The sequence below is a fragment of the Mesorhizobium sp. P5_C1 genome (assembly GCF_054049815.1).
In genome coordinates this window covers 1-26,059 of record NZ_JBFULQ010000021.1, presented here as the reverse complement: position 1 = coordinate 26,059, position 26,059 = coordinate 1, and the positions used below count along the sequence as shown (strand labels likewise).

26 protein-coding genes are annotated in these 26,059 nt (G+C 64.9%); 5 read left to right on the top strand and 21 right to left on the bottom strand.

Annotated elements, in window-relative coordinates:
• The 13 genes from ACXJ7R_RS03530 to ACXJ7R_RS03470 form a co-directional block, all read right to left on the bottom strand.
• Positions 1-331 (bottom strand): RidA family protein (locus ACXJ7R_RS03530; protein WP_457150611.1); only part of this gene is annotated, 331 nt, incomplete at its 3' end.
• Positions 332-395: 64 nt separating this feature from the next.
• A complete protein-coding gene (locus ACXJ7R_RS03525) occupies positions 396-1,544 on the bottom strand; it encodes an acyl-CoA dehydrogenase family protein (RefSeq protein ID WP_457150610.1) in 1,149 nt (382 codons plus the stop codon).
• Entirely contained in the window at positions 1,544-2,356 is an 813-nt protein-coding gene (locus ACXJ7R_RS03520; protein WP_457150609.1) for an enoyl-CoA hydratase family protein, read from the bottom strand. Before ACXJ7R_RS03520 ends, ACXJ7R_RS03525 begins: the two co-directional genes overlap by 1 nt.
• On the bottom strand, positions 2,353-2,823 hold the full coding sequence (locus ACXJ7R_RS03515) for a MarR family winged helix-turn-helix transcriptional regulator (protein WP_095082573.1): 471 nt from the start codon (positions 2,821-2,823) through the stop codon (positions 2,353-2,355). The genes ACXJ7R_RS03520 and ACXJ7R_RS03515 overlap by 4 nt, the downstream gene beginning before the upstream one ends.
• Entirely contained in the window at positions 2,817-3,590 is a 774-nt protein-coding gene (locus tag ACXJ7R_RS03510) for an SDR family NAD(P)-dependent oxidoreductase (protein WP_457150608.1), read from the bottom strand. Before ACXJ7R_RS03510 ends, ACXJ7R_RS03515 begins: the two co-directional genes overlap by 7 nt.
• Positions 3,587-5,881: a bifunctional salicylyl-CoA 5-hydroxylase/oxidoreductase gene (locus ACXJ7R_RS03505; RefSeq protein ID WP_457150607.1), complete on the bottom strand. Its 2,295-nt coding sequence runs from the start codon at positions 5,879-5,881 to the stop codon at positions 3,587-3,589. The genes ACXJ7R_RS03510 and ACXJ7R_RS03505 overlap by 4 nt, the downstream gene beginning before the upstream one ends.
• 140 nt (positions 5,882-6,021) lie before the next feature.
• Complete coding sequence (locus ACXJ7R_RS03500; protein ID WP_457150606.1) at positions 6,022-6,621, bottom strand: VOC family protein; 600 nt, start codon at positions 6,619-6,621, stop codon at positions 6,022-6,024.
• Positions 6,622-6,698: 77 nt separating this feature from the next.
• Positions 6,699-7,532: an ATP-binding cassette domain-containing protein gene (locus tag ACXJ7R_RS03495; protein WP_457150605.1), complete on the bottom strand. Its 834-nt coding sequence runs from the start codon at positions 7,530-7,532 to the stop codon at positions 6,699-6,701.
• Positions 7,525-8,403: an ABC transporter ATP-binding protein gene (locus ACXJ7R_RS03490; RefSeq protein ID WP_457150604.1), complete on the bottom strand. Its 879-nt coding sequence runs from the start codon at positions 8,401-8,403 to the stop codon at positions 7,525-7,527. Before ACXJ7R_RS03490 ends, ACXJ7R_RS03495 begins: the two co-directional genes overlap by 8 nt.
• Positions 8,400-9,248 carry an ABC transporter permease gene (locus ACXJ7R_RS03485; protein ID WP_457150603.1) on the bottom strand — a complete coding sequence of 283 codons (849 nt, stop codon included), beginning with the start codon at positions 9,246-9,248 and terminating at the stop codon, positions 8,400-8,402. The genes ACXJ7R_RS03490 and ACXJ7R_RS03485 overlap by 4 nt, the downstream gene beginning before the upstream one ends.
• On the bottom strand, positions 9,241-10,248 hold the full coding sequence (locus tag ACXJ7R_RS03480; protein ID WP_457150602.1) for an ABC transporter permease: 1,008 nt from the start codon (positions 10,246-10,248) through the stop codon (positions 9,241-9,243). Before ACXJ7R_RS03480 ends, ACXJ7R_RS03485 begins: the two co-directional genes overlap by 8 nt.
• Positions 10,249-10,338: 90 nt before the next feature.
• Positions 10,339-11,868 carry an ABC transporter substrate-binding protein gene (locus ACXJ7R_RS03475; RefSeq protein ID WP_457150601.1) on the bottom strand — a complete coding sequence of 510 codons (1,530 nt, stop codon included), beginning with the start codon at positions 11,866-11,868 and terminating at the stop codon, positions 10,339-10,341.
• A 110-nt stretch (positions 11,869-11,978) separates the two neighbouring features.
• Positions 11,979-13,553 carry a phytoene desaturase family protein gene (locus ACXJ7R_RS03470; protein WP_457150600.1) on the bottom strand — a complete coding sequence of 525 codons (1,575 nt, stop codon included), beginning with the start codon at positions 13,551-13,553 and terminating at the stop codon, positions 11,979-11,981.
• Positions 13,554-13,672: 119 nt separating this feature from the next.
• Between ACXJ7R_RS03470 and ACXJ7R_RS03465 the strand changes: the two genes are divergently transcribed.
• Genes ACXJ7R_RS03465 through ACXJ7R_RS03445 form a run of 5 tightly spaced genes read left to right on the top strand, consistent with a single transcriptional unit; the run spans position 13,673 to position 20,287 of the window.
• The gene (locus ACXJ7R_RS03465) at positions 13,673-14,464 is read left to right on the top strand and encodes a cyclase family protein (protein ID WP_457150599.1); all 792 of its coding nucleotides are present in this window, start codon (positions 13,673-13,675) and stop codon (positions 14,462-14,464) included.
• Positions 14,465-14,480: 16 nt separating this feature from the next.
• Entirely contained in the window at positions 14,481-16,052 is a 1,572-nt protein-coding gene (locus ACXJ7R_RS03460) for a phytoene desaturase family protein (protein WP_457150598.1), read from the top strand.
• Positions 16,052-16,534, top strand: coding sequence for a MarR family winged helix-turn-helix transcriptional regulator (locus tag ACXJ7R_RS03455; protein ID WP_457150597.1), 483 nt, complete (start codon positions 16,052-16,054; stop codon positions 16,532-16,534). Before ACXJ7R_RS03460 ends, ACXJ7R_RS03455 begins: the two co-directional genes overlap by 1 nt.
• Positions 16,535-16,578: 44 nt before the next feature.
• Entirely contained in the window at positions 16,579-18,732 is a 2,154-nt protein-coding gene (locus tag ACXJ7R_RS03450; protein WP_457150596.1) for a thiamine pyrophosphate-dependent enzyme, read from the top strand.
• On the top strand, positions 18,725-20,287 hold the full coding sequence (locus ACXJ7R_RS03445) for an indolepyruvate oxidoreductase subunit beta family protein (protein ID WP_457150595.1): 1,563 nt from the start codon (positions 18,725-18,727) through the stop codon (positions 20,285-20,287). Before ACXJ7R_RS03450 ends, ACXJ7R_RS03445 begins: the two co-directional genes overlap by 8 nt.
• A 12-nt stretch (positions 20,288-20,299) precedes the next feature.
• Here ACXJ7R_RS03445 and ACXJ7R_RS03440 read toward each other — a convergent pair whose 3' ends face one another.
• The 8 genes from ACXJ7R_RS03440 to ACXJ7R_RS03405 form a co-directional block, all read right to left on the bottom strand.
• On the bottom strand, positions 20,300-21,535 hold the full coding sequence (locus ACXJ7R_RS03440; protein WP_457150594.1) for a DUF1501 domain-containing protein: 1,236 nt from the start codon (positions 21,533-21,535) through the stop codon (positions 20,300-20,302).
• Positions 21,536-21,569: 34 nt separating this feature from the next.
• The gene (locus tag ACXJ7R_RS03435) at positions 21,570-23,060 is read right to left on the bottom strand and encodes a DUF1800 domain-containing protein (protein WP_457150593.1); all 1,491 of its coding nucleotides are present in this window, start codon (positions 23,058-23,060) and stop codon (positions 21,570-21,572) included.
• Between the two features lie 119 nt (positions 23,061-23,179).
• Complete coding sequence (locus ACXJ7R_RS03430; protein WP_095084283.1) at positions 23,180-23,458, bottom strand: GCG_CRPN prefix-to-repeats domain-containing protein; 279 nt, start codon at positions 23,456-23,458, stop codon at positions 23,180-23,182.
• Between the two features lie 104 nt (positions 23,459-23,562).
• On the bottom strand, positions 23,563-24,012 hold the full coding sequence (locus tag ACXJ7R_RS03425; RefSeq protein WP_457150592.1) for a periplasmic heavy metal sensor: 450 nt from the start codon (positions 24,010-24,012) through the stop codon (positions 23,563-23,565).
• A gap of 2 nt (positions 24,013-24,014) precedes the next feature.
• A complete protein-coding gene (locus ACXJ7R_RS03420; protein ID WP_457150591.1) occupies positions 24,015-24,467 on the bottom strand; it encodes a hypothetical protein in 453 nt (150 codons plus the stop codon).
• 38 nt (positions 24,468-24,505) lie between these two features.
• The gene (locus ACXJ7R_RS03415) at positions 24,506-25,048 is read right to left on the bottom strand and encodes an RNA polymerase sigma factor (RefSeq protein ID WP_457150590.1); all 543 of its coding nucleotides are present in this window, start codon (positions 25,046-25,048) and stop codon (positions 24,506-24,508) included.
• Positions 25,049-25,093: 45 nt separating this feature from the next.
• Positions 25,094-25,522, bottom strand: a complete 429-nt coding sequence (locus ACXJ7R_RS03410) for an EF-hand domain-containing protein (RefSeq protein ID WP_095082540.1) — start codon at positions 25,520-25,522, stop codon at positions 25,094-25,096.
• A 234-nt stretch (positions 25,523-25,756) separates the two neighbouring features.
• Positions 25,757-25,945, bottom strand: coding sequence for a YodC family protein (locus tag ACXJ7R_RS03405; protein WP_457150589.1), 189 nt, complete (start codon positions 25,943-25,945; stop codon positions 25,757-25,759).
• Between the last annotated feature and the right edge of the window lie 114 nt (positions 25,946-26,059).

Here is a 26,059-nt window from a genome sequence, read left to right as displayed (position 1 = left end):
CCTGCATGGCGGCCATCGCCGGAAAATGCCGGCCGATCACCTCGCGATAGGCCTCGCCGATGCCCCGGAGATTGGCGCGGTATTCGGCCTTGTCGGTGAAATACCAGGTCATCGAGGTGATATGCTGCGGCCCGGCCCCGGCTTCCGCCAGCACCGCCACGATGTTCTCAAGCGTCTGCCGCACCTGGCCGACGAAATCGTCAGTCTCGAACTGACACTGCCCGTTCCAGCCGACCTGTCCGCCGACGAAGACCAGCTTGCCGCGCGCCGCAACGCCATTGGCGTAGCCGACAGGTTTTGCCCAGCCTTCCGGCTGCAGGATCTCGTGCATTCAAAACCTCCCGGTAGTCCAAAAACCAAGTCTCAAAATCGATTGCCCGTCAAATTTCCTGCCATCAGGCCGCGCCCATCACCTGCCGCGCGATCACCACCTTCTGCACGTCCGAGGCACCCTCGTAGATGCGCAGCGCGCGGATCTCGCGATATAGGCTTTCGACGATATGGCCTTTGCGAACGCCGTCGCCGCCATGCAGCTGTACGGCCTTGTCGATGACCTCTTGCGCCTTGTCGGTGGCGAACAGCTTGGCCATAGCCGCCTCGCGGGTGACGCGCGCGGCACCCATGTCCTTGGTCCAGGCGGCGCGGTAGACCAGCAGCGCCGCCACGTCGACGTCGAGCGCCATGTCGGCGACATGACCCTGCACCATCTGCAATTCGGCCATCGGTGCGCCGAACAGTTTGCGCTCGGCCACCCTTTTGATGCTTTCATCCAACGCGCGGCGGGCAAAGCCGAGCGCTGCCGCACCGACTGTCGAACGGAAAACGTCGAGCACCGACATGGCGATGCGAAAGCCATCGCCCGGTCTGCCAATCAGCGCCGAGGCAGGCAGGCGGACCTGGTCGAACGACAGCCGCGCCAGCGGATGCGGCGCGATCACCTCGAGGCGTTCAGCGATGCCAAGGCCTTTGGCGTCGCCCGGCACCAGAAAGGCCGAAAGCCCCTTGGCGCCCGGCGCTTCGCCGGTGCGGGCAAAGACGACATAGAGATCAGCGATGCCGCCATTGGAGATCCAGGTCTTTTCACCGAACAGAACATAGCTGTCGCCGTCGCGGGTCGCCGTCATTTCGGTGTTGGCGACGTCCGAGCCGGAGCGCGGTTCCGACAGGGCGAAGGCGGAAATCGCCTTGCCGGCACGTGTCTTTGCCAGCCATTGCTGCTGCTCGGGCGTGCCGAACAGGCTGAGCGCGCCGGTGCCCAACCCTTGCATGGCGAAGGCGAAATCGGCCAACCCGTCATGGCGGGCGAGCGTCTCGCGCGTGATGCACAGCGTGCGCACGTCGAGTGGTCCCGGATTGTCCGTGTCCACAGCCGTCGGCTTCAGCCAGCCGTCCCTGCCGAGCTTGCCCACCAGCTCGCGGCAGGCGGCATCGACGTCATGGTGATCGACCGGCAGGTTTTTCGAACACCACGCCTCCAGCCGCTCGGCCAGTTGGCGATGGCGGTCTTCGAAGAACGGCCAGGAAAGGAAACTCTTGTCAGCCATCAATTGCCCTCGAACACCGGCTTTTCCTTGGCCACAAACGCTTTGTAGGCGCGCTCGAAATCGCGCGTCTGCATGCAGATTGCTTGTGCCTGCGCTTCGGCCTCGATCGCCTGGTCGAGACCCATTGACCATTCCTGGTTGAGCTGCGTCTTGGTGATCCCGTGGGCGAAGGTCGGGCCGGAGACGATGCGCGCCGCCATGTCGAGCGCATCGGCCTCAAGCGAACCGGCATCGACCAGCCGGTTGTAGAAACCCCAGCGCTCGCCTTCCGCCGCCGTCATGGTGCGGCCGGTGTAGAGCAATTCGGCGGCGCGGCCCTGGCCGATGATACGCGGCAGGATCGCGCAGGCACCCATGTCGCAGCCGGCGAGGCCGACGCGGCTGAACAGGAACGCCGTCTTGGCCTCCGGCGTGGCGATGCGGATATCGGAACTCATGGCAATGATAGCGCCGGCGCCGACCGCGACGCCGTCGACTGCCGCAATGATCGGTTTGCCGCAATTCAGCATCGCCTTGACGAAATCGCCGGTCAAGCGGGTGAAGGCCAAGAGCTGCTTCATGTCCATCTTGACCAGCGGCCCGATGATGTCGTGGACATCGCCGCCGGAACAGAAATTGCCGCCATTGGACAGGAACACCACGGCGTCGACGTCGTCGGCATAGACGAGGTCGCGGAACGTGTCGCGCAACTCGGCATAGCTGTCGAAGGTCAGCGGGTTCTTGCGCTCTGGCCGGTCGAGCCGGACCTTCGCGATCCTGCCCTCGACCTGCCAGAGGAAATGCTTCGGCTCGAGGCCAGCCATCCCGGTCATTCGCGTCCCTCCCAGTTGCTGCGGAACGAGGTCAGCATGCCGGTCAGCCGGCGCGCGTCGTCCTCGCTGACCTTGCCCAGCAATTCACCGATCCAGCCTTCATGCGCCGCGGCGATGATGCCGAAAGCCTTCGAGCCTTCCTCGGTCAGCCGCACCATCGACGTGCGGCGGTCGCCATTGCGCCGCGCGCGGGCGACAAGTCCCTCCGATACGAGCCGGTCGACGATGCCAGTGACATTGCCGTTCGATACCAAAAGGAAGCGCGACAGGTCGCTCATCAGCATGCCTTCGGGCGCGCGATAGAGTGCGGCCATCACGTCGAAGCGCGGCAGCGTTGTGTTGAAGTCCTTCTTCAGGCGCTCGCGCAGCTCGGCCTCGATCGTGCGCGAGGCGCGCAGCAGCCGTATCCACAGACGCAGCCGGTCCTTGCCGGGTCCGGTCGGCGCGGGCAGGGGGCCGGCTACCATGTTTCGCCTCCTGAGATGGAAATCGCCTGTCCGGTGATCGACGCCGCGGCATCGCCACACAGCCACAGCACGGCGGCGGCAACTTCTTGCGGCTGGATGAAGCGGCCTTGCGGGTTGGTCGAGGCAAGGCTCGACCGTGCCTGCTCGGCTGAACGGCCGGTCTTTTCGATGATACGCTGGATGGACTCCTCCAGCATCTCGGTCTCGACGAAACCCGGACACACCGCGTTGACAGTGACGCCCGATTTGGCGGTCTCGGCCGCCAGCGCCCGCATCAGACCGACGACGCCATGCTTGGCGGCGACATAGGGCGCGACGTAGGCGTAGCCCTTCAGGCCTGCCGTCGAAGCAACGAACACGATCCGGCCGGTCTTTCGCACCGCCATGCCGGCCAGCGCCGGCTTCACCGTCAGGAAGGCACCGGTCAGGTTCACATCCAGCGTCCGCTGCCAGTCGGCAAGGGTGGTCTTGTGCGCCAGCGTGCTGCCGGCCATGCCGGCATTGGCGACGACGATGTCTATCGGCCCGCGCGCGGCTTGCGCCGTCTCGTAAAGCGACGCCATTGTCGCCTCATTGGTGACGTCGGCGGCAATGCCGAAGATGCGGTCGCTCTCCTTGGCGACCTTGGCGAGCTCCGCGTCGCGGCGGCCGCAAATTGTCACGTCGATGCCTGCGCCCGCCAGCGCCAGCGCGATGGCCCGGCCGACGCCGGAGCCGCCGCCGGTGACCAGCGCGTGCTTGCCGGCAATCGTTGCAGCGGCGCTCATACTTTCAGCCCCGCCGCAGCGTCGCGCTCGGCCAGCCGGTAGAGCTGGTCGCGCCCGGGCAGATAGGGATCCGGCCATTTGACACCGCGGTCGCCGAGCGTAACCGCCGCGTGCAGCGTCCAGTAGGGATCGGCCAGATGCGGCCGTGCCAGCGCCACCAGATCGGCGCGGCCGGCCATCAGGATCGAATTGACATGGTCCGGTTCGTAAATGTTGCCGACCGCCATCGTCGCCATGCCGACCTCATTGCGGATGCGGTCGGAAAACGGTGTCTGGAACATGCGGCCGTAGACCGGCTTTGCCAATGCCGAGGTCTGGCCGGCCGAGACGTCGCAGATGTCGACACTGGCCTCATGCAGCAGCCGTGCGATTTCGACCGCGTCGGCCGGGGTGACGCCCTCGATGCCGACCCAGTCATTGGCCGAAATGCGCATCGAGATCGGCTTCTCAGCCGGCCAGGCGGCGCGCACCGCGCGGAAGATCTCCAGGGGATAGCGCATGCGGTTTTCGAGCGAGCCGCCATAGGCGTCCGTGCGCCGGTTGGTGACCGGCGTGATGAAGGACGACAGCAGATAACCGTGCGCGGCATGGATCTCGAGCATGTCGAAGCCGCAACGATCGGCCATCTCCGCCGAGGCCACGAATTCGTCGCGCACTTTGTCCATGTCGGCGCGGTCCATGGGCTTCGGCACCTGGTTCTGCGGTGACCACGCAACAGCCGATGCGGCCATCACAGGCCAGTTGCCTGAGGGCAGCGGGACATCTGTGCCTTCCCAGCCGAGCCGGGTCGAGCCCTTGGCGCCGGAATGACCGATCTGGGCGCAGATCTTCGCCTCCGTCTCGGCGTGGACGAAATCGACCAGCCTCCTCCATGCCACCTCATGTTCGGGCGCATAGAAGCCGGGACAGCCTGGTGTGATGCGGCCCTCGGGACTGACGCAGGTCATCTCGATATAGATGAGGCCAGCGCCACCCTTGGCGCGCTCGGCATAGTGGGTGAAATGCCAGTCGGTCGGACAGCCGTCGACAGCCTTGTACTGTGCCATTGGCGAGACGACGATGCGGTTCTGCAGTGTCATGTCGCGCAGCTTGAACGGTGCGAACATCGGCGCGCGGCGCAGGCTGTTGCCGCCGGCGCCCGCCTGGCGCTGGAACCATTCCTCCGCGCCGCCCAGCCATGCGGCATCGCGCAACCGCAAATTCTCATGGCTGATGCGTTGCGAGCGGGTCAAGAGCGAATAGTTGAACTGCACCGGATCGAGGCCGAGATAGCGCTCGACCTCCTCGAACCATTCGAGCGAATTGCGCGCCGCCGATTGCAGCTTCAGCACTTCGGTGCGGCGGGCATCCTCATATCTTCGGAACGCGGCGTCGAGGTCCGGCTCGGACTCGACATACTCTGCCAGCGCCACGGCACTTTCCAGCGCCAGCTTGGTGCCGGAGCCGATCGAGAAATGCGCCGATGCGGCAGCATCGCCCATCAGCGCCAGGTTCTTGTAGGACCAGCGTTCGCACAGCACGCGCGGGAAATTGATCCAGGCCGAACCACGGATATGGTTGGCATTGGTCATCAGTGCATGGCCGCCAAGATGCTTGGCAAAAATGCGCTCGCAGACGGCGATCGATTCCTGCTGCGACATCGTGCCGAAGCCGAAAGCAGCCCAAGTCTGTTCGCTGCACTCGACGATGAAGGTCGCGGTGTCGCTGTCGAACTGGTAGGCGTGCGCCCACACCCAGCCATGCTCGGTTTTCTCGAAGATGAAGGTGAAAGCGTCGTCGAATTTCTGGTTGGTGCCGAGCCAGACGAACTTGCACTTGCGGGTGTCGATGTCGGGCTTGAAGACGTCGACGAAGGTGTTGCGCGCTTTGGAATTCAGGCCGTCGGCGGYGACGACAAGATCGTGCGTCTCCATATAGGGCCGCGGATCGGCGATGTCGGTCTCGAACATCAGCTTGACGCCGAGTTCGCGCGCGCGCCGCTGCAGCAGGACCAGCAGCCGCTTGCGGCCGATGCCGCAGAATCCATGGCCGGTCGAAACCGTGCGCACACCGTCATGGATGACGGCGATATCGTCCCAGTAGGCAAAATGCTTCTTGATCCAGACGGCGCTGACCGGATCGTTCTTCGACAAATTGTTGAGCGTCTCGGCCGACAGCACGACGCCCCACCCGAATGTGTCGTCGGCGCGGTTGCGCTCGAACACCGTCACCTCGTGCGTGGCGTCCCTGAGCTTCATCGAGATGGCAAAGTAGAGGCCGGCTGGTCCGCCGCCGAGAACCGCAACCTTCATCTGTGCGATCTCCTCTTCGCTTGCTGGCCCCAGTATCGCGCCGGCGACAAATTATTTCAAGCTTAAAGTTTCATATCGAAATGATTATCTGGATATCACGGAGGCGCGCTTGCGTGACGTGGCGCAAGCGCGCCTTCCAATCATTTTTCCGGGTTCTTCGGGCTCCACAGCACGGTCTCGGCGCCTTTCTCGTAAGCCATCCCCGAGGGGTAGCTGATCGCTTCCAGTTGCAGACCCCACGGCGCCTGGAAATAGAGAATGGTCTGGCCGGCGGCCGGCCCTTCGGAAACCGGTATCGGCCCCATGCGCGTCTTGACGCCCTTGGCGTCGAGATAGGCTTTGGCGGCGGCGACGTCATCGACATAGAAGGCGATGTGGAAGCCGCCTATGTCGCTGTTCTTCGGTGTCAGATCCTTCTGGTCGGGCGCGGTGTATTTGAACAGTTCGATGTTCGATCCGCTGCCGCAGCGAACCATGGTGATCTGCTCGATCACCGCCTTCTTGTCGACGCCCAGCACATCCTGCATGAAGGTGCCCTTGTCGTCGGCGAACGGACCGAACGACATCGCCTTCTTGCAGCCGACGACTTCGGTGAAGAAGTCGACCGCCTGCTTCATGTCGGGAACGGTGATGCCGGTGTGATCATGGCCGCGCATGCCGGGGATCGAGCTGGCGGTGGCAATGCCGGCGCTGCCAAGGATAGCGGCGGCGAGCGCGGCGTTTCGAAGTATCGTCTTCATGTCAGTCCTCCTCCTGGCGGGGCCTGGTCATTTGCCCGTCGCACATCCGAGGCCCGCTTTTCGGCGTGCGTATGCGTTCATGTCGCCTTGGCGGCGGAAGAAATATCCAGCCAGCCGGCATCGATTTCGGGCAGCGGAATGGCTGCTATCAGGTCGCGCGTGTAGCTTTGCCGGGGGTTTTCGAACAGGGCATCGGTGGCGCTGGCTTCCACGATGACACCTTCGCGCATGACGATCACTTGCCGGCACAGCCGCCGAATGACAGACAGATCGTGGCTGATGAAGGCGACGGTCAGGCCCATCTCGGCCGCAAGCTTTTCCAGAAGGGTGAGGATCTGCGCCTGGGTCGAGACGTCGAGGCCGGAGACGATCTCGTCGGCGAGCACGAATTTCGGCGACAGCGCCAGCGCGCGCGCAATGCCGACGCGCTGGCGCTGGCCGCCCGACAGTTCGTGGCGGTAGCGGCTGGCGAAGCTTTGCGGCAGGCCGACGCGCAGCAAGGCTTCGGCGACGCGCGCCTTCAGATTGTCGCCAAGCCCATTCTGCTTCAGTGGTGCGGCGATGATGCTGGCGATGGTGCGGCGCGGGTTGAGCGACGACATCGGATCCTGGAAGATCATCTGCAGGTTGCGGCGCAATGGCCTGAGCTCCGCTTCCGGTAGATGGGTGATGTCGCGGCCGTCGAAGTTGATGCTGCCGGCGCTGGGTTCCAGCAGGCGCACCAGGGCGCGGCCGAGGGTCGACTTGCCCGATCCGGATTCGCCGACAATGCCGGTCACCGAGCCCCTGGGCAGGTCGAAGTCCAGGCCTTTCAAGATCTCGGCCAGCGGCGCACGGCCGATCAGCGGCTTGCGTGTCATGTCGGGCAGCGCGACCTTCAGCCCGCGCACCTTGAACAGCGGCTCAGCCATGGGGCCGCCTCCAGGCCTGGTCGGCGGCGGTGATCTCGGCGGCAAGCCCGGCCAGGACCGCCTCGTCCACCGGCTTCAGCGAGGCGAACGGATCGGTGTAGCGCGGTGTCGCGGCCATCAGCGCCCGCGTGTAGGAGTGTTGCGGGCTGGCGAAGAGGGCAGCAGTGTCGGCCTCTTCGACCACCTTGCCGGCATAGAGCACCGACACTTTCTGGCTGATCTTGGCGACGACGCCGAGATCATGGGTGACGAACAGGATCGCCGTGCCGTGGTCGCGCTGCAACTGCGCGATCAGCCGCAGGATCTGCTTCTGCACGGTGACGTCGAGTGCAGTGGTCGGCTCGTCGGCGACGATCAGCCGTGGTTCGGCAGCGAAGGCGGCGGCGATCAGCACGCGCTGGCGCATCCCGCCGGAAAGCTCGTGCGGGTAGCTCTTCAGCACGCGATCGGGGTCGCGGATCTGCACCTCGTCGAGCAATTGGCGAATTCGGGTATCGGCCCTCTCGCCGCTCCAGCCCAGGATGCGCACCAGCCGGTCGGTCATCTGAGAACCGATGCGGCGTGACGGGTTGAGCGCGGTCAGCGGGTCCTGCGGGATCAGCGCCGTGCGTGCACCGATCAGCGTGCGCCTTGCCTTTGGCTCCAACCTGCCGAGATCTTCGCCTTCAAGCAGCATGTCGCCCTCGACAATGCGCACGCTCGACGGCAAGACGCCAAGCACCGCCTTGCCGATCATCGTCTTGCCGGCGCCGCTCTCGCCAACCAGCGCGCGGACCTCTCCCGGTTGCACGGAGAGCGACACCGAGCGCAGCACGCGCTGGCCGTTCGCCAGCACGGCGCTCAAGTCCCTGATGTCGAGGCAAGCGCTCATCGCAACACCGGGTCGAAACGCGTCTTCAACGCCTCGCCGAACTGGCTGAACGACAGCACCGTCAGGATCAGCGTGATCAGCGGAAACACCAGCACCCACCAGGCCTGATGGATGGAAATCCGGCCCTCGGCGATGATACCGCCCCAGGTCGGATCGTCGGTCGAGATCGACAGATTGACGAAGGAGAGGATCGCCTCGACGATGGCGGCGATACCCATTTCCAGCGAGAGCAGCGCCACGATCGACGGCACTACATTTGGCAGCACTTCGCGCAGCATGATGCCGATGCGGCCATAGCCGGCGATGCGGGCATTCTCGACATAGTCCATGCGCGACTGGCCCATCGTCTCGGCCCGGATCACCCGGCAGAAACGCGTCCAGTCGATGACGGCGATGGCGATGATGACGGAGCTGAGCCCGGTGCCGAGCACGGCGACCAGCAGGATGGCGAACAGCACCGGCGGGAAGGCCATCCAGACGTCGACGATGCGCGAGATGATGCGGTCGGCCCAGCCGCCGAAATAGCCCGATATCAGCCCGAGCGTCGAGCCGACCAGGCACGTGGCGATGGCGGCGGCGAAGGCGACGATGAAGGCGATACGGCCGCCGAAGATCAGCCGGGACAACAGATCGCGGCCGAGGCTGTCGGTACCGAGCCAATAGCCGGGCTCTGCGCCGCTCATCCAGAACGGCGGCAGCCGTTCCAGCATCAAATCCTGCGCCAGCGGATCCTGCGGCGCGACCAGCGGCGCGAAGATCGCGGCCAGCAGCGCCAGCAGCAGCCAGCCGCCGGCCAGCCACAAGCGGGGTGACACGCCGCGCCTCGGAGTGCGGCCCTCATCCATGGCGCAGCCTCGGATTGAGCAATGCATACATCATGTCGACGGTGAGGTTGATCAATACGAACAGCAGCGCGAACACCAGCACGATGCCTTGGATCAGCGGCAGGTCGCGGTTGATGACAGCATCGATAGCCATGTTGCCGAGGCCTTCATAGGAAAACAGCCGTTCGACGATGACCGTGCCGCCGATCAGGAAGGTGAACTGCACGCCGACAAGCGTCAGTGTCGGCAGCGCGGCGTTCTTCAGCGCTTCGCGCAGGATGACCTGCGTTTCCGAAAACCCTTTCACCCGCGCCAGCACGACATAGTCGAGGTCGAGCACTTCCTTCAGCGACTGTTTCAACAGCTGCGAAATGATCGCCGCCAGCGGCAGTGCCAGCGCAACCGCCGGCATCAGCATGTGTTTGAGGAGGTCCCAGGTGAGATCGAAGCGGAGTCTCAGGATGCTCTCGGCCAGATAAAACTGTGTGACGAAGGGCAGGTCGAGCTGCGGTGACACCCGGCCGGAAATGTCGAAGATCGGCACCAGCACGCCGAACAGTAAGATCAGCACCAAGCCCCACAGGAAGTCGGGAATGGAAAGCGCTGCACCGCTGGCGATATCGATGCCGGCCTCGACCGCCGTGCCGCGTTCGCGCGCACCGAGGATCGCGGTCGTGCCTCCGATCGTCACCGCCATCAGAAGGGCAATGATGGCGAGTTCCAGCGTCGCCGGCAGCCGATTGAAGACAAGACTGAGAACATCCTGCCGCAGCGAGATCGAGGTGCCGAAATCGCCCCTGACAACGCCGGACAGCCAGATGAAGAACTGCTGCACGATGGTCTTGTCGAGCCCGTAGAGTGCGCGCAGCCGGGCGATGTCGGCGTCCGTGGCGCCGGGCGACAGCATCATCGCGATCGGATCGCCCGGAGCAACGCGGATCACGACAAAGACGACGACGGCAACGCCGAACAGCGTCACCAGCATCGTCAGACCACGGATCAGGAATCTTTGCAGAAGCATGTAGATCTTTGCAGGAGCCCGCTGGCTCGTATGCCGGATAGGAAATGCGCGCCGTCTCGATGGACGGCGCGCGGCAATCCCAGGCCGATATCAGGCTGGGGTCATCAGGGCAGGCAGCAACGCGCCGGACACGTGCTGCACGACATTGACGCCCTTGGCATGCACGATCGGCTGCGCATACTGCATCAGCGGCAGCACATAGGCCTGCTCGGCGATGTATTTGTCGACCGCCTTCCAGCCAGCAATACGCTTGGCCTCGTCCTTCTCGCCCCATAGCGGGTTGATCATGTCGATCAGGTCCTGGCTGTCCCACACCGAATGCGGGCTCGGGCCATACATGGCAAAACCGGTCGAGGTGGTCGGATCGCCGATGGCATTGCCCCAATTGTAGAAGGCGGCCGGCGCCAGCTTGTCGGCGGCGCGCAGCTCGTAGTGCTTGGCGATCTCGTAGACCTCGATCGTCGCCTCGATGCCGACCTTGCGCCACATGCCGACGATCGCCTGGATCATCTCATAGTCCTTGGGCTTGAAGCCCTTGGTTGTCTGTATCGTGAACTTGACCGGCTTTTCCGGCGAATAGCCGGAAGCAGCGAGCAGTTCCTTGGCCTTTTCCGGATTGTGCTCGACCTTGATCGACGCATCGTAAGCCGTGTATTCCGGCGTCTCCAGCGTGTCGATCGGCTGGCCGTAGCCGCGCAGCAGGCGGTCGACCAGCAGCTTCTTGTCGATCGACATCACAGCTGCCTGGCGGACGTTCTTGTCCAGCATCGCTTCGATGTCGTTGAAGAAGATCATGCCGATGTCGGAGACGTTCTTGCACGAGCCGGCAAGCCCGTCCTTGGCGATCAGCCGGTCGTATTCCTCATAAGGGATTTCGAGCGTCACCTGCGAGGAGCCGGACTCGACTTCGGCGACCCGGCTTGCCGCATCGGCAACGAACTTGATCGTCACATTCTCGAAGGCCGGCTTGCCGCCCCAGTAGTTCGGATTGGCTTTCAGCCGCAGGAAGGCGTTGCGCTCGAATTTTTCCACCATGTAGGGGCCGGTGCCGATCGGCGCCTTCTCGAAACCTTCCGCACCCACTTTCTCGTAATAGGCCTTGGGCATGATGTAGCCGGTCAGGAACGACATCCATTTGAAATACACCGGGTCGAACTGCACGACATCGCCGGTGATCTTGTTGCCGTCGATCTTGAAATTGTTGACGTTCTTCCAGACGAACTGGATCGGGTTGCCGGTCTTTTCGTCACCCGCCCGCTGCAGCGACCAGACCACGTCCTCGGCCGTGAACGGCGAGCCGTCATGCCAGGTCACGCCTTCGCGCACCGTCATCATGATCTTCGTGCGGTCGTCGTTCCAGCCCCATTCGGTGAGCAGGCCCGGCGCAAAGGAAAGGTCCGGCTTTTGCGGGATGTACTGGTCGAACACCGACTGGTAGAGGCCCTGGATCGTCGGGTTGACGGCCGAAGGTCCGGTCGTCGGATCCCAGGACGGCAGGTTGACGTTATAGGCGATGGTCAGGTCGCCGGCAGCGGCCTTAGCGATCTGCGGCAGGCCGATAGCGGCCGCCCCGAGTGCCGCGGCACTGTATCCGAGCAATTCGCGTCTGTTGATTGTCATGGTCGTTCCCCTTGTTGGTTTATTGTCTTTGCGCGGCGATCTCAGTTCATCGTTTCAGGCTCCTTGGGCAGCAGCGCCTTGCCCTTCTTCACCCAGAAAATCCTAGGCTCCTACCTCCCGCCAAGTTGTTGCGCGAGCATGTAGCCTGAGGCGGCACCGGTACCTGCGCCTGGCCATGTCGCGGCCCCCGTGAGATGCAGATGCGCCACTGGCGTGTTCCAGCCCGCAAAACCGCGCGCCGGACGGAACAGGAAATTCTGCGCCAGATGGTGGCTGCCGCAGACCTGGTCGCCGCCGACGAGGTTCGGGTTCTCGCGCTCCAGGTCGATGGGTGAAAACACCGCCCGGCCAAGGATCTTGTTGCGCAGGCCGGGCGCGTAGCTCTCGATGATGTCGAGAACGCGCTCGGCGTAGTTGTCCTTGACCTTGTCCCAATGCGCGGGTGCGATCTTGCCGGCCGCATCTCCCAGGATTTCGGCGGGCAGCATGCGCACCTGCACCCACAGCACGTGTTTGCCCGCGGGCGCTCGTGTCGGGTCGATCGCCGTCGGCTGGCCGACGACCAGCACAGGTTCGTCCGGCAGCATGCCTGCCATCGCCTGCTGATAGGTGCGCGACATGGCGTCGAGCGAGGGAGACAGATGCACATAGGCAAACTGCCGCAACTCGGCGCCGGCGCGCCAGTCCGGCAGGTCGTCGAGCGCCAGATGGATCATCATTGTGCCGGGTGCGTGGCGAAACTCTTTCATCGCCGTGTCGAAGCCGGCGTCACCCGAACCGTTGGGCAGCAGCTTGCCGGTCAGCGCGCTTGGCGCCACGCCGGCGATGACTGCCTTGGTCGCGGTATGCGTCTCGCCGGACGCGAGCCGCACGCCGGTCGCCTTGCCCGCGGAAACCGTGATCTCCGCCACCTCGGCACCGGTGACGATTGTGCCGCCGGTAGACGTGACCATGCCGGACAATGCCCGGATGATGGTATCTGCCCCGCCCTTGCCCAGCACCATGCCGAAACTCTGGTTGGCCATCGATTCCAGATAGGGGAACACCGCACCGCCGGCGATGTCGGGCGCGAAGTCGAGATGCATGCCCCAGGTGGCGAGCGTCGCCCGCACATAAGGCGACTCGAAATTTTCCTCCAGCCACGCGCGAGGTGAAGACAGCAACAGCCGGCCGGTATCGAGCGCACCGGACATGCCCTTCTTGCGCCACAGGTTCCATGCCGTGCCGGCAAGCGCGCGGGCGCTCATCGGCGATCCCAGCAGCCGGAACAGATGCTCGGCCTCCGCCGGGAAGGCGGCGACCAGCCTGCGCCATGTTGCAGCATCCGCGGCTGAAAAGGCGGCCATGCGCGACGCGGTCTTTTCCAGGTCGTTACTGACGCCGAACCAGCGTCCGTCAGGGAAGGCGCTGGCGAAACAGTCGGCGACCGGCGCGAACTCCAGTCCTTGGCGGTTCAATTCATTTGCATATTTTCGATGGAAGGCCGAGCCGGCAAACAAGCTCAAATTCATCGCGCCGAAATCGTGGCGGAAGCCGGGAAAGGTGAATTCGCGGGTCTGGACGGCGCCGCCGATTGTTGCACTGCGCTCGAAAATCCCGGTTTTCCAGCCTTTGACCGCCAAATGCGCGGCGCATGCCAGACTGTTGTGGCCGGCTCCGACAAAGATGGCGTCGAACTCGCTCACGCCCCGTTCCCATTTCCTTTATGCTTAAAGATAATTGCAGATGCATATGTTTTCGTCTAGTAGGATATTAAGGGCCGAGACGAGCCTTGATCATCATCACGAAAGAGGGAACAGAGACCATGGACACCCAAAAACTCCTCGGCGAAGTCGCCGGCCAGCTTCTTTCAGGCGCCATCAAGGTGGTCGACCTGTCGGCGCCGCTCGGGCCCGATACGCCGTTGATCAAGCTGCCGCCGGAACTCGCCGTCGACACACCGAAGGTCGAAATCCATAACATCTCCCGCTATGACAAGAACGGCCCGTGGTGGGCGTGGAACTGGCTGAAGCTCGGCGAACATTCGGGCACGCATTTCGATGCGCCGCAGCATTGGATCACCGGCAAGGATTATCCAGACGGCGCCACCGACACCATTCCGGCACAGAACTTCGTCGGCCCGGTCAATGTCATCGACTGCTCGAAGGAAGCCGCCGCCGACCACGATTTCCTGCTCACTGTCGACCACGTCAAGGCATGGGAAGCCAAGCATGGCGCGATCAATGCCGGCGAATGGGTGGTGATGCGCACCGACTGGTACAAGCGCAATGGCTCCGAAGCCGAGTTCCTCAACGCCAACGAGACCGGCCCGCATACGCCGGGTCCGACGGCGGAAACCATCCAGTTCCTGATCAGCAAGGACATCAAGGGCTGGGGCAGCGAGACGATCGGCACCGACGCCGGCAAGGCCGGTGGCATGGAGCCACCATTCCCGGCGCATACGCTGATACACAAGGCCAACCGTTATGGGCTTGCCAGCCTCTGCAACCTCGACCAGTTGCCGCCGAAGGGTGCGATCCTGATCGCGGCGCCGCTCAAGATCGAACATGGCACCGGCAGCCCGATCCGCGCGCTGGCGCTTGTTCCGAAGGGCTAAGCGAAAGCGTTTTGACGTGAGCCAGCCGGATCACATCATCGTAGGCAGCGGCATCAACGCGCTGGTCTGCGCGGCGATGCTTGGCGGCAAGGGCGCGAAGGTGCTCGTCCTCGAGCGCAACGACCGCATTGGCGGCTGCATGCGCACCGAGGAGATCACCGCGCCCGGCTTCATCCATGATGTGATGGCGACGACCTTCGTGCTGTTCATCACCTCACCGGCCTTTGCGGCGCTGGGCGCCGACCTCGCCCGGCACGGGCTGGAGTTCTGCCACACCGGCACGCCGACCGGCGTGCTGCGACCGGACGGCAGCCGTGCCGTGCTCAGCACCGACCGCGCCGCCAACATCGCGGCGCTCAATGCCATCGCCGCGGGCGATGGCGACCGGCATGCAGACGATGTCGGTGGCATCGAACGCAATGCCGGCCTGCTGTTCGGCCTGCTCGGCGGCAGCCTGTGGTCCTACCCAACGGCGAAGCTTTTGGCTGGCGACGGCTGGCGGCGCGGGCCGCGTGGCCTTGCCGCCTTTCTCGGCGAAGCGCTGGTGCCGGCGCGCAACTGGCTCGAAAGCACCTACCAGTCGGAAACCATCCGCGCGCTGTGGGCACCCTGGGTGCTGCATGCCGGGCTCGGACCGGAAGATGCTTTCTCCGGCCAGATCGCCAAGGTCATCGCCTTTGCGCTGGAGGCGGCCGGCGCGCCGATCGTCAAGGGCGGCGCGAAGAACCTGCTGTCAGCCTTCGAGGCGCTCATCACCGAGCGCGGTGGTGTCATCTCCACCGAAGCGGACGTTACCTCCATCATCCTGACTGGAGGTCGCGCCACCGGCGTGCGGCTGGCCTCGGGCGAAACGGTCAATGCGAAGAAGAGCGTCATCTGCTCGGTCACGCCGACGCAACTCTATGGCCGGCTGCTCGGCACCGATGCCCCAAAGGACGATGCCGAGGCGACGCGGAAGTACCGCTACGGCAAAGGCAATTTCCAGATCCACTACGCCCTGGACAAGCCGCCGGCATGGCGCGGCGAAGGCCTGGACAAGGTCGCATTGCTGCACCTGACGCCGGGACTGGATGGCGTGTCGAAAGCCTGCAACGAGGCGGCGCGCGGCATGCTGCCGGAGGTTCCGACCATCTGCGTCGGCCAGCCGCATGCGCTCGATCCCTCACGCTGCCCACCGGGGAAGGCGATCCTGTGGCTGCAACTGCCCGAGGCACCGCGGCACATCAAGGGCGACGCCGCCGGCAAGCTGGGTACACCGGCCGATGGCCAATGGACCGAGACGCTGCGCGAAGCCTATGCCGACCGCGTCGAGGCCATCCTCGCCAGCCATATCGAGGGCTTCAAGGACAGCGTCATCGCGCGCCGCGCCTATTCGCCAGCCGATCTCGAAACAATGAACATTAATCTGGTTGGCGGCGATCCCTATGGCGGCTCGTCGACCATCGACCAGTCGTTCCTGTGGCGGCCGTTCAAGACCAGCCGCAACCATCAGACCGGCATCAAGGGCCTCCACCATATCGGCGCCTCGACCCATCCGGGTGCCGGCCTCGGCGGCGGCTCCGGCTTTCTCCTGGCGGGGAGGCTATGATGGAACAGAAGGTCGCGGAAAAGCGCCAGCGCATTTCCACCTTGGGGCAGATCGGCCTGCAGCAATTCGCGCCCTATTTGATGAACCGCATCATGGGCCGTTACAACGCCACTTTGCGCGACGATTTCCGCAAACAGGGGCTGACCATTCCGCAGGTCCGCACGCTGGCCGTGCTGTCGGTCACCGACGGCATCACCGTCAACGACCTCTCGGTCTATACGGTGATCGAGCAGTCGACCTTGAGCCGGACGCTCGACACTCTGGAGGGCCAGGGCCTGGTGCGGCGCGAGCAAGGGGTCACCGACAGCCGCATCCGCCATGTCTTCCTGACCGACGATGGCCGCGCCGAGTTCACCCGCGCCTGGCCGGCCATGCATGACGCGTTCGAGGCGATGTTCGACGATATCGACGACGCCGAATATTCAGCGCTCATCACCACACTTTTGAAGATGCTCAAAAACATTCGCAAGCACGACATCTAGACCTACGCGCCGCCGACGCCGGCGGTAACGGAAGGGAGAAAGAAATGGCCGAACGGTCTTTTGCCAAGGAAGTCGAAAAGCTGCGGCTCGGCGCCGGCGAGGAATTTGCCGGCGAAGGCATTCTCGCCATCACCAAGGCGCTGCTGCAATGCGGCGTCGGCTATGTCGGCGGCTATCAGGGCGCGCCGATCAGCCATCTTATGGACGTGCTGGCCGACGCGCAGGACATTCTGGGCGAGCTCGGCGTGCATTTCGAAGCTAGCGCTTCGGAAGCCACCGCCACCGCCATGCTGGCCGCATCGGTGCATTACCCGATCCGCGGGGCGGCGACCTTCAAGTCGACCGTCGGCACCAATGTCGCCTCCGATGCGCTCGCCAATCTGGCGTCCGGCGGCGTCACCGGCGGTGCGCTGATCATTGTCGGCGAGGACTACGGCGAGGGCTCCTCGATCATGCAGGAGCGCAGCCATGCCTTCGCCATGAAGAGCCAGGTCTGGCTGCTCGACCCGCGCCCCAATTTGCCGTCGATCGTCAAGGCGGTGGAGGACGGTTTCGAGTTGTCGGAGATTTCCAACACGCCGGTCATGCTGCAGGTCCGCATCCGCTGCTGCCACGTGCACGGCCATTTCATCGCCAAGGACAACAAGCGACCGCCGATGACGGTGGCCGATGCGCTCGACGCGCCACGCCGCGACACCGGCCGCATCGTGCTGCCGCCCGCCTCCTTCCTGCACGAGAAGGAGAAGGTGCAGAAGCGCTGGCCGGCGGCGGCGGATTTCATCCGCAAGAACAAGATCAACGAGATGTTCGGCTCGGACCACGGCTCGGTCGGCATCGTCATGCAGGGCGGCATGTACAATTCGGTCATCCGCGCGCTGCAGCGTCTCGGCCTCGCCGACACCTATGGCGATACCGATGTGCCGCTCTACGTGCTCAATGCCGTCTATCCGCTGATCGACGACGAGTTCCTGTCCTTCTGCGAGGGCAAGCAGTCCGTGCTGGTCGTCGAGGAAGGCCAGCCCAACTACATCGAGCAGGCCTTTGCGGCGATGTTGCACAAGGCCGGGCGCGGTACCAGGCTGGTCGGCAAGGAGCATCTGCCGATGGCCGGAGAATACACCGGCCAGGTCATGCTTGACGGCATCGGCGCCTTCCTGCGTGCCGAGGCGCCGCATCTGTTGCCGGGCGAGGTGCGCGCGCCCAACAAGGTCGGCGACGGCGTCGATACCGCCGACCTGATCAACGTCGTACCGGGTCGTCCGCCGGGCTTCTGCATCGGCTGCCCGGAACGACCGATCTTTGCCGCCACCAAGCTGGTCGAGCAGGAACTCGGCAAGCACCACATCGCTTCCGACATCGGCTGCCACCTGTTCTCAATCATGCCGCCATTCGAGCTCGGCGCCACCACCATGGGCTATGGGCTGGGGCCGGCCTCGGCCTCGGCCTTCAATTCGCCCGACGCCAAGCGCCGCTCGATCTCCTTCGTCGGCGACGGCGGCTTCTGGCACAACGGCCTGACCTCCTCGATCGGCAATGCCGTGTTCAACAAGAACGATGGCGTCATCGTCATCGTCGACAATTTCTATTCGGCCGCGACCGGAGGGCAGGATATTCTGTCGTCGCGCGCGGGCAACAAGACCAAGTCGACCAAGCATCCGATCACCGAGGCGGTGAAAGGCATGGGTGTCAAATGGTTGCGCCACATCGACCGCACCTACGACGTGACCAAAATGCAGGACACGCTGCGCGAGGCGCTGACGACGGAGGAGAAGGGGCCGAAGGTCATCGTCGCCTCGTCCGAATGCATGCTCAACCGGCAGCGCCGCGAAAAGCCCCTTGTCGACAAGGCGATCAAGGGTGGCGAGCGCGTGGTGAAGCCGAAGTTCGGTATCGACGAAGACATCTGCACCGGTGACCATGCCTGCATGCGGCTGTCCGGTTGCCCGTCGCTGTCGGTGAAGTCGCTCGACGATCCGCTGCGCGACGATCCGGTGGCCCATATCGACCAGAGCTGCGTCGGTTGCGGCAATTGCGGCGAGGTCGCCGATGCGGCGGTGCTGTGCCCCTCCTTCTACCGCGCCGATGTCGTGCACAATCCGGGCCGCTGGGACCGCTTCCTCGAAGCGGCGCGGCGCGCCACCATCAGCCTGTTGCAGCGCCGCCGCGAAAGCCGGCGCCTGACCTTCGCCGATGCTTGACGCTGTCCCGCCATTTCCCCCCCGAGCCGGCGCTCACGACGACGAGCGCGTCATCAAGCTTGCCGTGCTGGCGGTCGGCGGCCAGGGTGGCGGCGTGCTGGCCGACTGGATCACCGACGTCGCCGAGCGCAATGGCTACGTCGCGCAATCGACCTCGGTCGCCGGCGTCGCCCAGCGCACCGGCGCCACCATCTACTATGTCGAGATGGCCCGCGACACCGGCCGCTTGCCGGTCTTCGCGCTGTCGCCCTCGCAAGGCGACGTCGACATATTGATCGCGGCGGAACTGATGGAAGCCGGCCGCGCCATCATCCGCGGCTTCGTCACGCCAGAGCGGACGACGCTGATCGTCTCGTCGCACCGCATCGCCGCCGTGTCGGAAAAGATCGAACCGGGCGACGGCYGGGCGTCCTCCTCGAAAGTGCATGCAACGGCGGAAGCCGCATCGAAGCGCTTCATCGCTTTCGACATGGAGAAGATCGCCGCCGACAACGGCTCGATGATCTCGGCCAGCCTGCTTGGCGCGTTGGCCGGGTCCGACGCGCTGCCGTTCACGCGCGAAAGCTACGAGCAGGCGATCGGTGCCGGTGGCCGCGGCGTCAAGGCCAGCCTCGCCGCCTTCGGTGCTGCGTTTGATCGCGCGCGCGGCACGGCGGCACTGACGCCAAAGATGGCAGAGCCGGCGGCTGTCGGATCTGCGCTGGGCGTAGGGCAGGTGAGTGGCCCGCAAAGCCTGCTGCAAGGCTGGCAGGCGCTGACTGTCCGCATCGATGTGATGCCCGAGGCGGTGCGCGACATGGCGTTCAGGGGGCTGAGAAAGGTCGTCGACTATCAAGACATCGCCTATGGGGGCGAATATCTCGACCGGCTGGACAAGGCCATCGCGCTGGACGGGCCGGATCGCGGATATGACTTGTCGGTCGCTGCTGCGAAGCATCTCGCCAACGCCATGTGCTACGACGACATGATCCGTGTCGCTGATCTCAAGACGCGCTCGACGCGCGACCGGCGGGTGCGCCGCGAGGTCGGCGTCAAGGACGGTTCGATCCTCCAGGTGACCGAATATTTCCATCCGCGCATCGAGGAGTTCTGCGGTAATTTGCCGGCAAACTTAGGCAGCTACATCGAGAGCCGGCCGAAGCTCGCCGCCTTTCTCGACCGCCGCATCAACCATGGCCGTCGCATCCGCACCGACAGTTTCGCCGGCTTTGCCGCACTGTGGTTCATCGGTGGCCTGCGCCGCTGGCGCCGCCGCCTGCTGCGTCACCAGGTGGAGACCAAGCATCTCGAGCGCTGGTACGCATTGGCACTCGGCTACGTGCCGGCGGACTACGCGCTGGCCGTCGAAATCCTCAACTGCCGCCGGCTGATCAAGGGCTACAGCGACACCCACGTCCGCGCCCAGTCGAAGTTCGACCGGGTGCTGTCGGCGCTCGATCTGGTCAAGGGCCGTCCGGATGCCGCCGACTGGATCCGCCGCCTGCGCGAGGCGGCACTGAAGGACGAGAAGGGCGACATGCTCGACGGCGCGCTGAAGACCGTGGCGTCGCTCTGAAGCAAGGCTACTTCAGGCGACGAGCCCTCGCATCGGCTTCACTGCAGCGGAATCGGGAAACACCTTGTCGCCGAGGACCGCGGCGGAAAGGCCGAACTGATCGGCAAGCAACCCTTTCAGCACTGCCCTGACATCACTGGTCGGCGCGAGATCGCGTTGTTCGTAAAGCTGAGCCGGCTTCAACCCCGGCCAGTCGGCGATGACGCGGCCGCCCTTGATCGCGCCGCCGGCCAGCAGCACAACGGTGCCGGTGCCGTGATCGGTGCCGACGGTGCCGTTGACGTGCGCCGTGCGCCCAAATTCGGTGATGGTGACGATCGCCGTGTCCTTCCAGCGCTCGCCCAAGCCCTTCTCGAATTCCTCGAAGACGCCGTCGAGGCCGCCGAGCAAGGTGGCGAGCCGGCCGGTCGCACCGCCTTCATTGACATGCGTGTCCCAGCCATCGAAGGCCAGGGCCGCAACGCGCGGTCCGTCATCGGCCGCGATCAGCCTGGCGGCGCCTTGTGCCGCTTGCCGCATCCCCGCCGCACTGTCGAGGCCGCCCTTCGGCTTCATTGTCTTGCCCATCTTGTCGTCCACGGCCATCCGGTCGGCGTCGAGCCCCTTTTGCAGCGCCACCGCGAGAACCGGGTCGCGGTGCTGGTAGAGATCGAGAACGCGCGACGCGAGCCCGTCGGCGGGCGTCGGCAGCGATAGAGGCGCCCAGCCAAGCACCGGCGCCGCCCCACGGATCACCAGTGGTGTCGACGGCCCGACGGCCAGACCGCCAAGCGTTGCCACGCGGTCGCCTTCTGGCAGGTTTTCCAGCGCTCGATTGAGCCAGCCGGTCGTGACATGGCCGGGGCCTGCAAAGCCGCTTTCCAGCACATCCTGGCCATCGAAATGCGAGCGCTCGCGATAGCCGGTCGCGGCCGCATGCACGACCGCCGCCTGGTTATTCCCATACAGCCGCGCAAACACCGGCATCGCCGGATTGAGCGCGAAGAAGCCGTCGAGCGGCAGCGCCGCATGCGGGCCTGCCAGCGACAGGGCGATGTCGCCATGCAGGCCGGCATAGTCGGGATCGCCGACCGGACCGACCGCCGAGAGCCCGTCAAGTGCGCCGCGCAGCACGATGACGATCAGGCGCGGATCGCGATTGTCGGCGGCGCGGGCAAAGCGGGGCATGTAGGCCCAGGCAAACAATGCGCCGCCGGTCATCAATATCGCGCGGCGGGAGGGATCCGGTGTTTCGCACAGCAGGCTCATGATTTCGCCTCCACGGCAGCGATCTTCGCTGGAACTATCTGCGCTGGAATTCGGGAGCCATCAGCAACAGCGCCAGCCCTTGCTGCTTGGATTCGGCCCTTGCGATCGCTTGCCTCGTCTCCGGTGAGGCGGCAGGGCCGATCAGCACATCGAGCATGTCGTTGGGATTGCCGATATCCCGAGCCTGCCGCGCTGCCTGCCAGGCGATGTCGAGGCGGATCTTCATGCCCTCCGCCGATGCCCAGCCGTCGGCCCCGTCGGGAAAGCCGTTCGGTCCTGGCGGTTGCCACAGCGGCTCGCCCAGCGCGTTGAGCCAGCCGAGCGACTGGCCGGGATCTTTGGCCGGACCGGGGCCGGTCGCCCTGCGGATGGCGACGACATAGTCGAAGGGCGAACGCATCTTCGCCAATGGCGTCGACCACGCCTCCGGGATGGCGATGAGGGCGGCGGCCAGCGCCCGCAGATTGCCGTCGGTCTTGGCGAAGACCTTGGCGAGGCGGGCGATTGCAGACGGCGGCGGCGTGTCGGCGATGAAATGGCGGGCCACCTTGGTGGCGATATGCAAGGCCGTTGCCGGGTGGCGGGCGATATCGTTGAGCGCGGCCTCCGCCTGTCCCATGCCGCCGGCAGGATAGGTCTTGCCGAGCAGCACCGCATCCCCCGGCTCATGTGCGTTTGCGTTGAAGACAAAATTGCCGGGCTCGCCCAGCCGCCCGTCGCGCCCGGCCATCGTCCAGCCTGTGAGGATGCGTGCGAAACTGGTGACATCGGCCTGGCTGTAGCCGCTGCCGACGCCGAGCGTGTGCAGTTCCAAGATTTCACGGGCGAGGTTTTCATTGAGCCCGCGCTTGCGGTTGCTGCCCGCCCGAGAGTCCGGCCCGACCGACTGCTGGTTGTCGAGATTGAGCAGCATCGCCGGATGATGCTCCACCGCCAGCAGCATGTCGGCAAAGCGGCCGAGCACGAAGGGGCGGATGGCCTCCCGCTCGAAGGCGCCGGCGCTGGCTTCAATGAGGATGTCTTTCGCCACCGAAACACAGAAATGGTTCGACCAGAAACAGACGAGCCGTTCGACGAAGCCGGCCTTCGCCCGAACGGCCTTGTCGAAGCGCGCCTGTGCTTCCGCTCGGAACAACGTCGCCTCGACCTGCGGCACGACGGGTCTGTCGGTGGGCGCAGGCGCAAGCGCGGGGTGGGCTGGCGTGATCTGGGCGGGCAGGGCCTGTGCGGGCACAGCTTGGGCGCTCGCCGTCGCTGGCTGCGCTGCCGCCGTGCGCTCGCGCTGGAGCTGGAAATTTGCCGCCATGCTGGCCTGGATGGCCGGCGTGCTGCCCAGCAAGCCGGCATAGGCCGGATCGTCGAGCGAGATCATGGCGATGTCGGCTTGCCGCAGTTCCGCCCTGAGATAGCCGCGCGGGTCGCCGGCCAGCATCTCGCGGTCGCCGGGCCTTGCACCAAGCCCGAAGCGGTTGAATGCGACGAGTACCGGATCTGGCGGCAGGGAATTGGAGGCCGGGACAGTCAAGTCAGCTCTCCATCGCCTGAGCCTCAAGCGCCTGGCGCATGAGGCTCGTTCGAGCCGTTTCGTGCATAGTCAACAGGGGGAGGAGGCCGGCACGGAGTGGCCGACCCCCGACGCGCATCCTACCAGTGATGCCGGCGGTGCCAGACATGGTGCCGATGCCAGGCGTAGAAGGCCGGGCCATGCCGATAGATGTAACGAGGGTAGACCACCACACGATTGGGCACGCAGCGTCCCCAGGGATTGGGATGCCAGCCCGGACCGCAGCCCCAGGCGGCATGCTCGACCAGCGCCGGCGCGGCAAGCGGCGCCATTGGCATCGCCGAGGATGCCGCAGCCGTTGCAACCGTTCCGGTCACGGCGAGAGCCGCGGTGAGCACGTATTTTGTCAAATAATTCATGGCCATACTCCGAAGTGTCCGAGGTTGAAAACCTGCACGCACATGGTCCGGCAGGTGCTGCCCTTCTCCTGTTAAACGGCGTCGTCGGCGTTTTCCGTCGGTCGTCACGGCGATTTTTTTGGCACCGCCGACAGTTGCGACCCAGCGCGTCTAGTGAGCCCTTCCGCCAGTACGCGGCGGCCCTCGGCGGAACTTGCCACCGCGAACTCGACGATGCGCTGCTCAAGCCGCATGCGCACGGTGACGTCGGCATTGCGCGCCCGCTCCAGCGCCGCCGACAGGGCCGTCGCGTCCAGAACCGGCTGTCGCAGCAGGTCTGCCGCCTCGCGCCTGGCTTGCTGGCCGTCGAGGATGACCTGACGCGATTCGCGGCGAACGTCGCGCAGCGCCTCGCGGAACACCGTCCGATCCTGCTCGGGAAGCCGGCCGCCGGCCGTCTCCAATGAGTAGCCCTGGCCTGACTTGCCGCTTCTTATCCAGACGGCCCCGCCGACAAGCGCCCCGGCCAGGAAGACGTTGAGCACCACCGACAGGGTGACAAGGTTTCGGCTCATGTTCATAGGTCTTCCTCGATCGCGTCGCGGTCCGGGCTGGCGTCGCCGAACGCCGTCGCATTGGCGTCCAGCACATAGTGGTCCGACTGGACCTCGGGCGTGACGATGCTCACCAGGGCCAATCCGGCGACAGCGCCGGCCAGGCCAATGCCGGCAAGCCCCAGTCCGAGCCACCAGAACCGCTGACGCCGGCGTTGGGCGAGGTACCGGCCGGCGGCCTGCACGATGCTGCCGTGCAGGGCCTTGTCGGGCGCGCCGACGCGGTAGCCGTCCAGCAGGGCGTCAAGTCTCCCGGCATGCTGCAAAATGGCCTGGCCAGTCTCGCTCGGCGCAAAGATCGCGGCGGCTATCCGTTCGGCCTCAGGCCAACGCCGCAAGTCACCGCCATAGGCCGCTGCCAGGGCCGCAAAGCGCTTGGCATCCATTGCCGGTTCGTTCCTGGATCCTTCAGCCATGGTCTTCCCCTTGCCCATCGGTGCCGCTTGCCCGGTTCTCACTCATCGGCGCCATCCCTGGCCAGGATCGTCTGCAGCGACCGCCGGCCGCGCGAAAGCAGGCTCTCCAGGGCGTCGACGCTGATCTCCAGGGTCGCTGCCGCCTCGACGTTGGACATCTCCTGGTAATAGACCAGGACGATCGCTTCGCGCTGGCGCGGCGCTATGCCTTGCAGCGCTCGTTCGACCCGCTGCGCGTCTTCCTGCGGATGGGCATCGGGAAGTGCGGCCGGGTCGACCATTTCCGGCAGGTCGTCGGTCACCCATTCGCGCTTGCGGCGCAGCCGGTCGTAACAGAGGTTCAGCGTCACCCGGTGGATCCAGCTGTCGAAGCGCGCATTGCCGCGTCGCCAGCCCGAGGCATGGCGCCAGATCCGCACGAAGGTCTCCTGCGCGACATCCTCGGCCTCCGCAGCATCGCCGAGCATGCGCACGGCAAGCGCCAGGATGCGGGGCAGTTTGCGCGCGACGAGCGTCTGCACGGCTGCCGGATCGCCGGCGCCGACGCGGCGAACCAGCTCCTCGTCCGGATCGGCGCTCATCAGCCGGCGCACTCCCGATGTTCATCGCACGTCATTGCCTCTTGGTCATTGCTCCTGCTTGGGAGCGGTTTTGTGGCCCGGCAGTTCGTCGGCCGTCAGGACGCCGTCGGAATTCTTGTCGAGCCTGGCAAAGCGCTTGGCAAAGAAGGCATCGAGTTCGGCGCGGTCGATGAAGCCGTCATGGTTGGAATCGAGACGCGCGAAGGATTTGACGGGGTCGCCCTTGATGTTGCGCTTGGCCTGAAAGGCTTCCCATTCCAGCAAGCTGATCTTGCCGTCGCCATCCGTGTCGGCAGCCATGATCGCTTTCTCGCGCCGCTTCTGGAATTTGGCCAGCGTGATGTCGGACCTGGCCTTCGGCGTGGCCGGTGCGGCAACCGGCGGCGTCGCGGCAGGCGGCTGCGTCGCTGTCTGGGCGAGAGCCGCTACGGTCAGCAGGCTCATGGCAGCGGCAAGTATCGAACGACGTATCATGCGTTGGCGTCTCCGGTTGGCGCGTGGCCACGGCTTGAGCCGAGGTCACGCTTCGACCGTTAAACGCCGCGACGGGGGAAATCCGTCGGTCGCGCAATCTTGTTTCGGACGCATTTCCTGGATGCAAGGGCTCCGTCGATGGCCGCATTGACGTGCCAACCCTGCGCCTCAGCGCTGGACGTGAACCCGTGCCAGGTTTGGCGCCGGTTCAAGCAAAACCGCGTCGGCAGGGACCTAGTCTGATTGGTCGGCCGCGACCAGTTGGTCGGGCTTGAAGCCGGCATGTTGCGGGGTCCACACGTCACCCTCGCGGTTGAACCAATGGCACATGAATATGCCCGAGGCCGCGCCGTCGCTTATGGTCATCTTCGGGCCTCCGGACTTCAGCTTGACGACGTCTCCGGTCTTGAAATTGTTGGGCATTTTCGACCTCCATTCAGAGGCTTAGAGTTTCACACCAAACCGGGGCCTCGACAATGGCCGATATGCCTCGCCGGCGCCGCAAGCCTTAGCTCCGGCGGCGGTTCGGCCTTAACC

What these genes read in the sequence shown, in the direction of transcription:
- ACXJ7R_RS03450 (WP_457150596.1), top strand. Translation starts at nt 16,579, where the DNA reads ATGGCCGAACGGTCTTTTGCCAAGGAAGTCGAAAAGCTGCGGCTCGGC.
- ACXJ7R_RS03465 (WP_457150599.1), top strand. Translation starts at nt 13,673, where the DNA reads ATGGACACCCAAAAACTCCTCGGCGAAGTCGCCGGCCAGCTTCTTTCA.
- ACXJ7R_RS03415 (WP_457150590.1), bottom strand. Translation starts at nt 25,048, where the DNA reads ATGAGCGCCGATCCGGACGAGGAGCTGGTTCGCCGCGTCGGCGCCGGC.
- ACXJ7R_RS03420 (WP_457150591.1), bottom strand. Translation starts at nt 24,467, where the DNA reads ATGGCTGAAGGATCCAGGAACGAACCGGCAATGGATGCCAAGCGCTTT.
- ACXJ7R_RS03495 (WP_457150605.1), bottom strand. Translation starts at nt 7,532, where the DNA reads ATGGCTGAGCCGCTGTTCAAGGTGCGCGGGCTGAAGGTCGCGCTGCCC.
- ACXJ7R_RS03405 (WP_457150589.1), bottom strand. Translation starts at nt 25,945, where the DNA reads ATGCCCAACAATTTCAAGACCGGAGACGTCGTCAAGCTGAAGTCCGGA.
- ACXJ7R_RS03440 (WP_457150594.1), bottom strand. Translation starts at nt 21,535, where the DNA reads ATGAGCCTGCTGTGCGAAACACCGGATCCCTCCCGCCGCGCGATATTG.
- ACXJ7R_RS03425 (WP_457150592.1), bottom strand. Translation starts at nt 24,012, where the DNA reads ATGAGCCGAAACCTTGTCACCCTGTCGGTGGTGCTCAACGTCTTCCTG.
- ACXJ7R_RS03480 (WP_457150602.1), bottom strand. Translation starts at nt 10,248, where the DNA reads ATGCTTCTGCAAAGATTCCTGATCCGTGGTCTGACGATGCTGGTGACG.
- ACXJ7R_RS03490 (WP_457150604.1), bottom strand. Translation starts at nt 8,403, where the DNA reads ATGAGCGCTTGCCTCGACATCAGGGACTTGAGCGCCGTGCTGGCGAAC.
- ACXJ7R_RS03520 (WP_457150609.1), bottom strand. Translation starts at nt 2,356, where the DNA reads ATGACCGGGATGGCTGGCCTCGAGCCGAAGCATTTCCTCTGGCAGGTC.
- ACXJ7R_RS03430 (WP_095084283.1), bottom strand. Translation starts at nt 23,458, where the DNA reads ATGAATTATTTGACAAAATACGTGCTCACCGCGGCTCTCGCCGTGACC.
- ACXJ7R_RS03410 (WP_095082540.1), bottom strand. Translation starts at nt 25,522, where the DNA reads ATGATACGTCGTTCGATACTTGCCGCTGCCATGAGCCTGCTGACCGTA.
- ACXJ7R_RS03475 (WP_457150601.1), bottom strand. Translation starts at nt 11,868, where the DNA reads ATGACAATCAACAGACGCGAATTGCTCGGATACAGTGCCGCGGCACTC.
- ACXJ7R_RS03455 (WP_457150597.1), top strand. Translation starts at nt 16,052, where the DNA reads ATGGAACAGAAGGTCGCGGAAAAGCGCCAGCGCATTTCCACCTTGGGG.
- ACXJ7R_RS03500 (WP_457150606.1), bottom strand. Translation starts at nt 6,621, where the DNA reads ATGAAGACGATACTTCGAAACGCCGCGCTCGCCGCCGCTATCCTTGGC.
- ACXJ7R_RS03510 (WP_457150608.1), bottom strand. Translation starts at nt 3,590, where the DNA reads ATGAGCGCCGCTGCAACGATTGCCGGCAAGCACGCGCTGGTCACCGGC.
- ACXJ7R_RS03485 (WP_457150603.1), bottom strand. Translation starts at nt 9,248, where the DNA reads ATGGATGAGGGCCGCACTCCGAGGCGCGGCGTGTCACCCCGCTTGTGG.
- ACXJ7R_RS03525 (WP_457150610.1), bottom strand. Translation starts at nt 1,544, where the DNA reads ATGGCTGACAAGAGTTTCCTTTCCTGGCCGTTCTTCGAAGACCGCCAT.
- ACXJ7R_RS03515 (WP_095082573.1), bottom strand. Translation starts at nt 2,823, where the DNA reads ATGGTAGCCGGCCCCCTGCCCGCGCCGACCGGACCCGGCAAGGACCGG.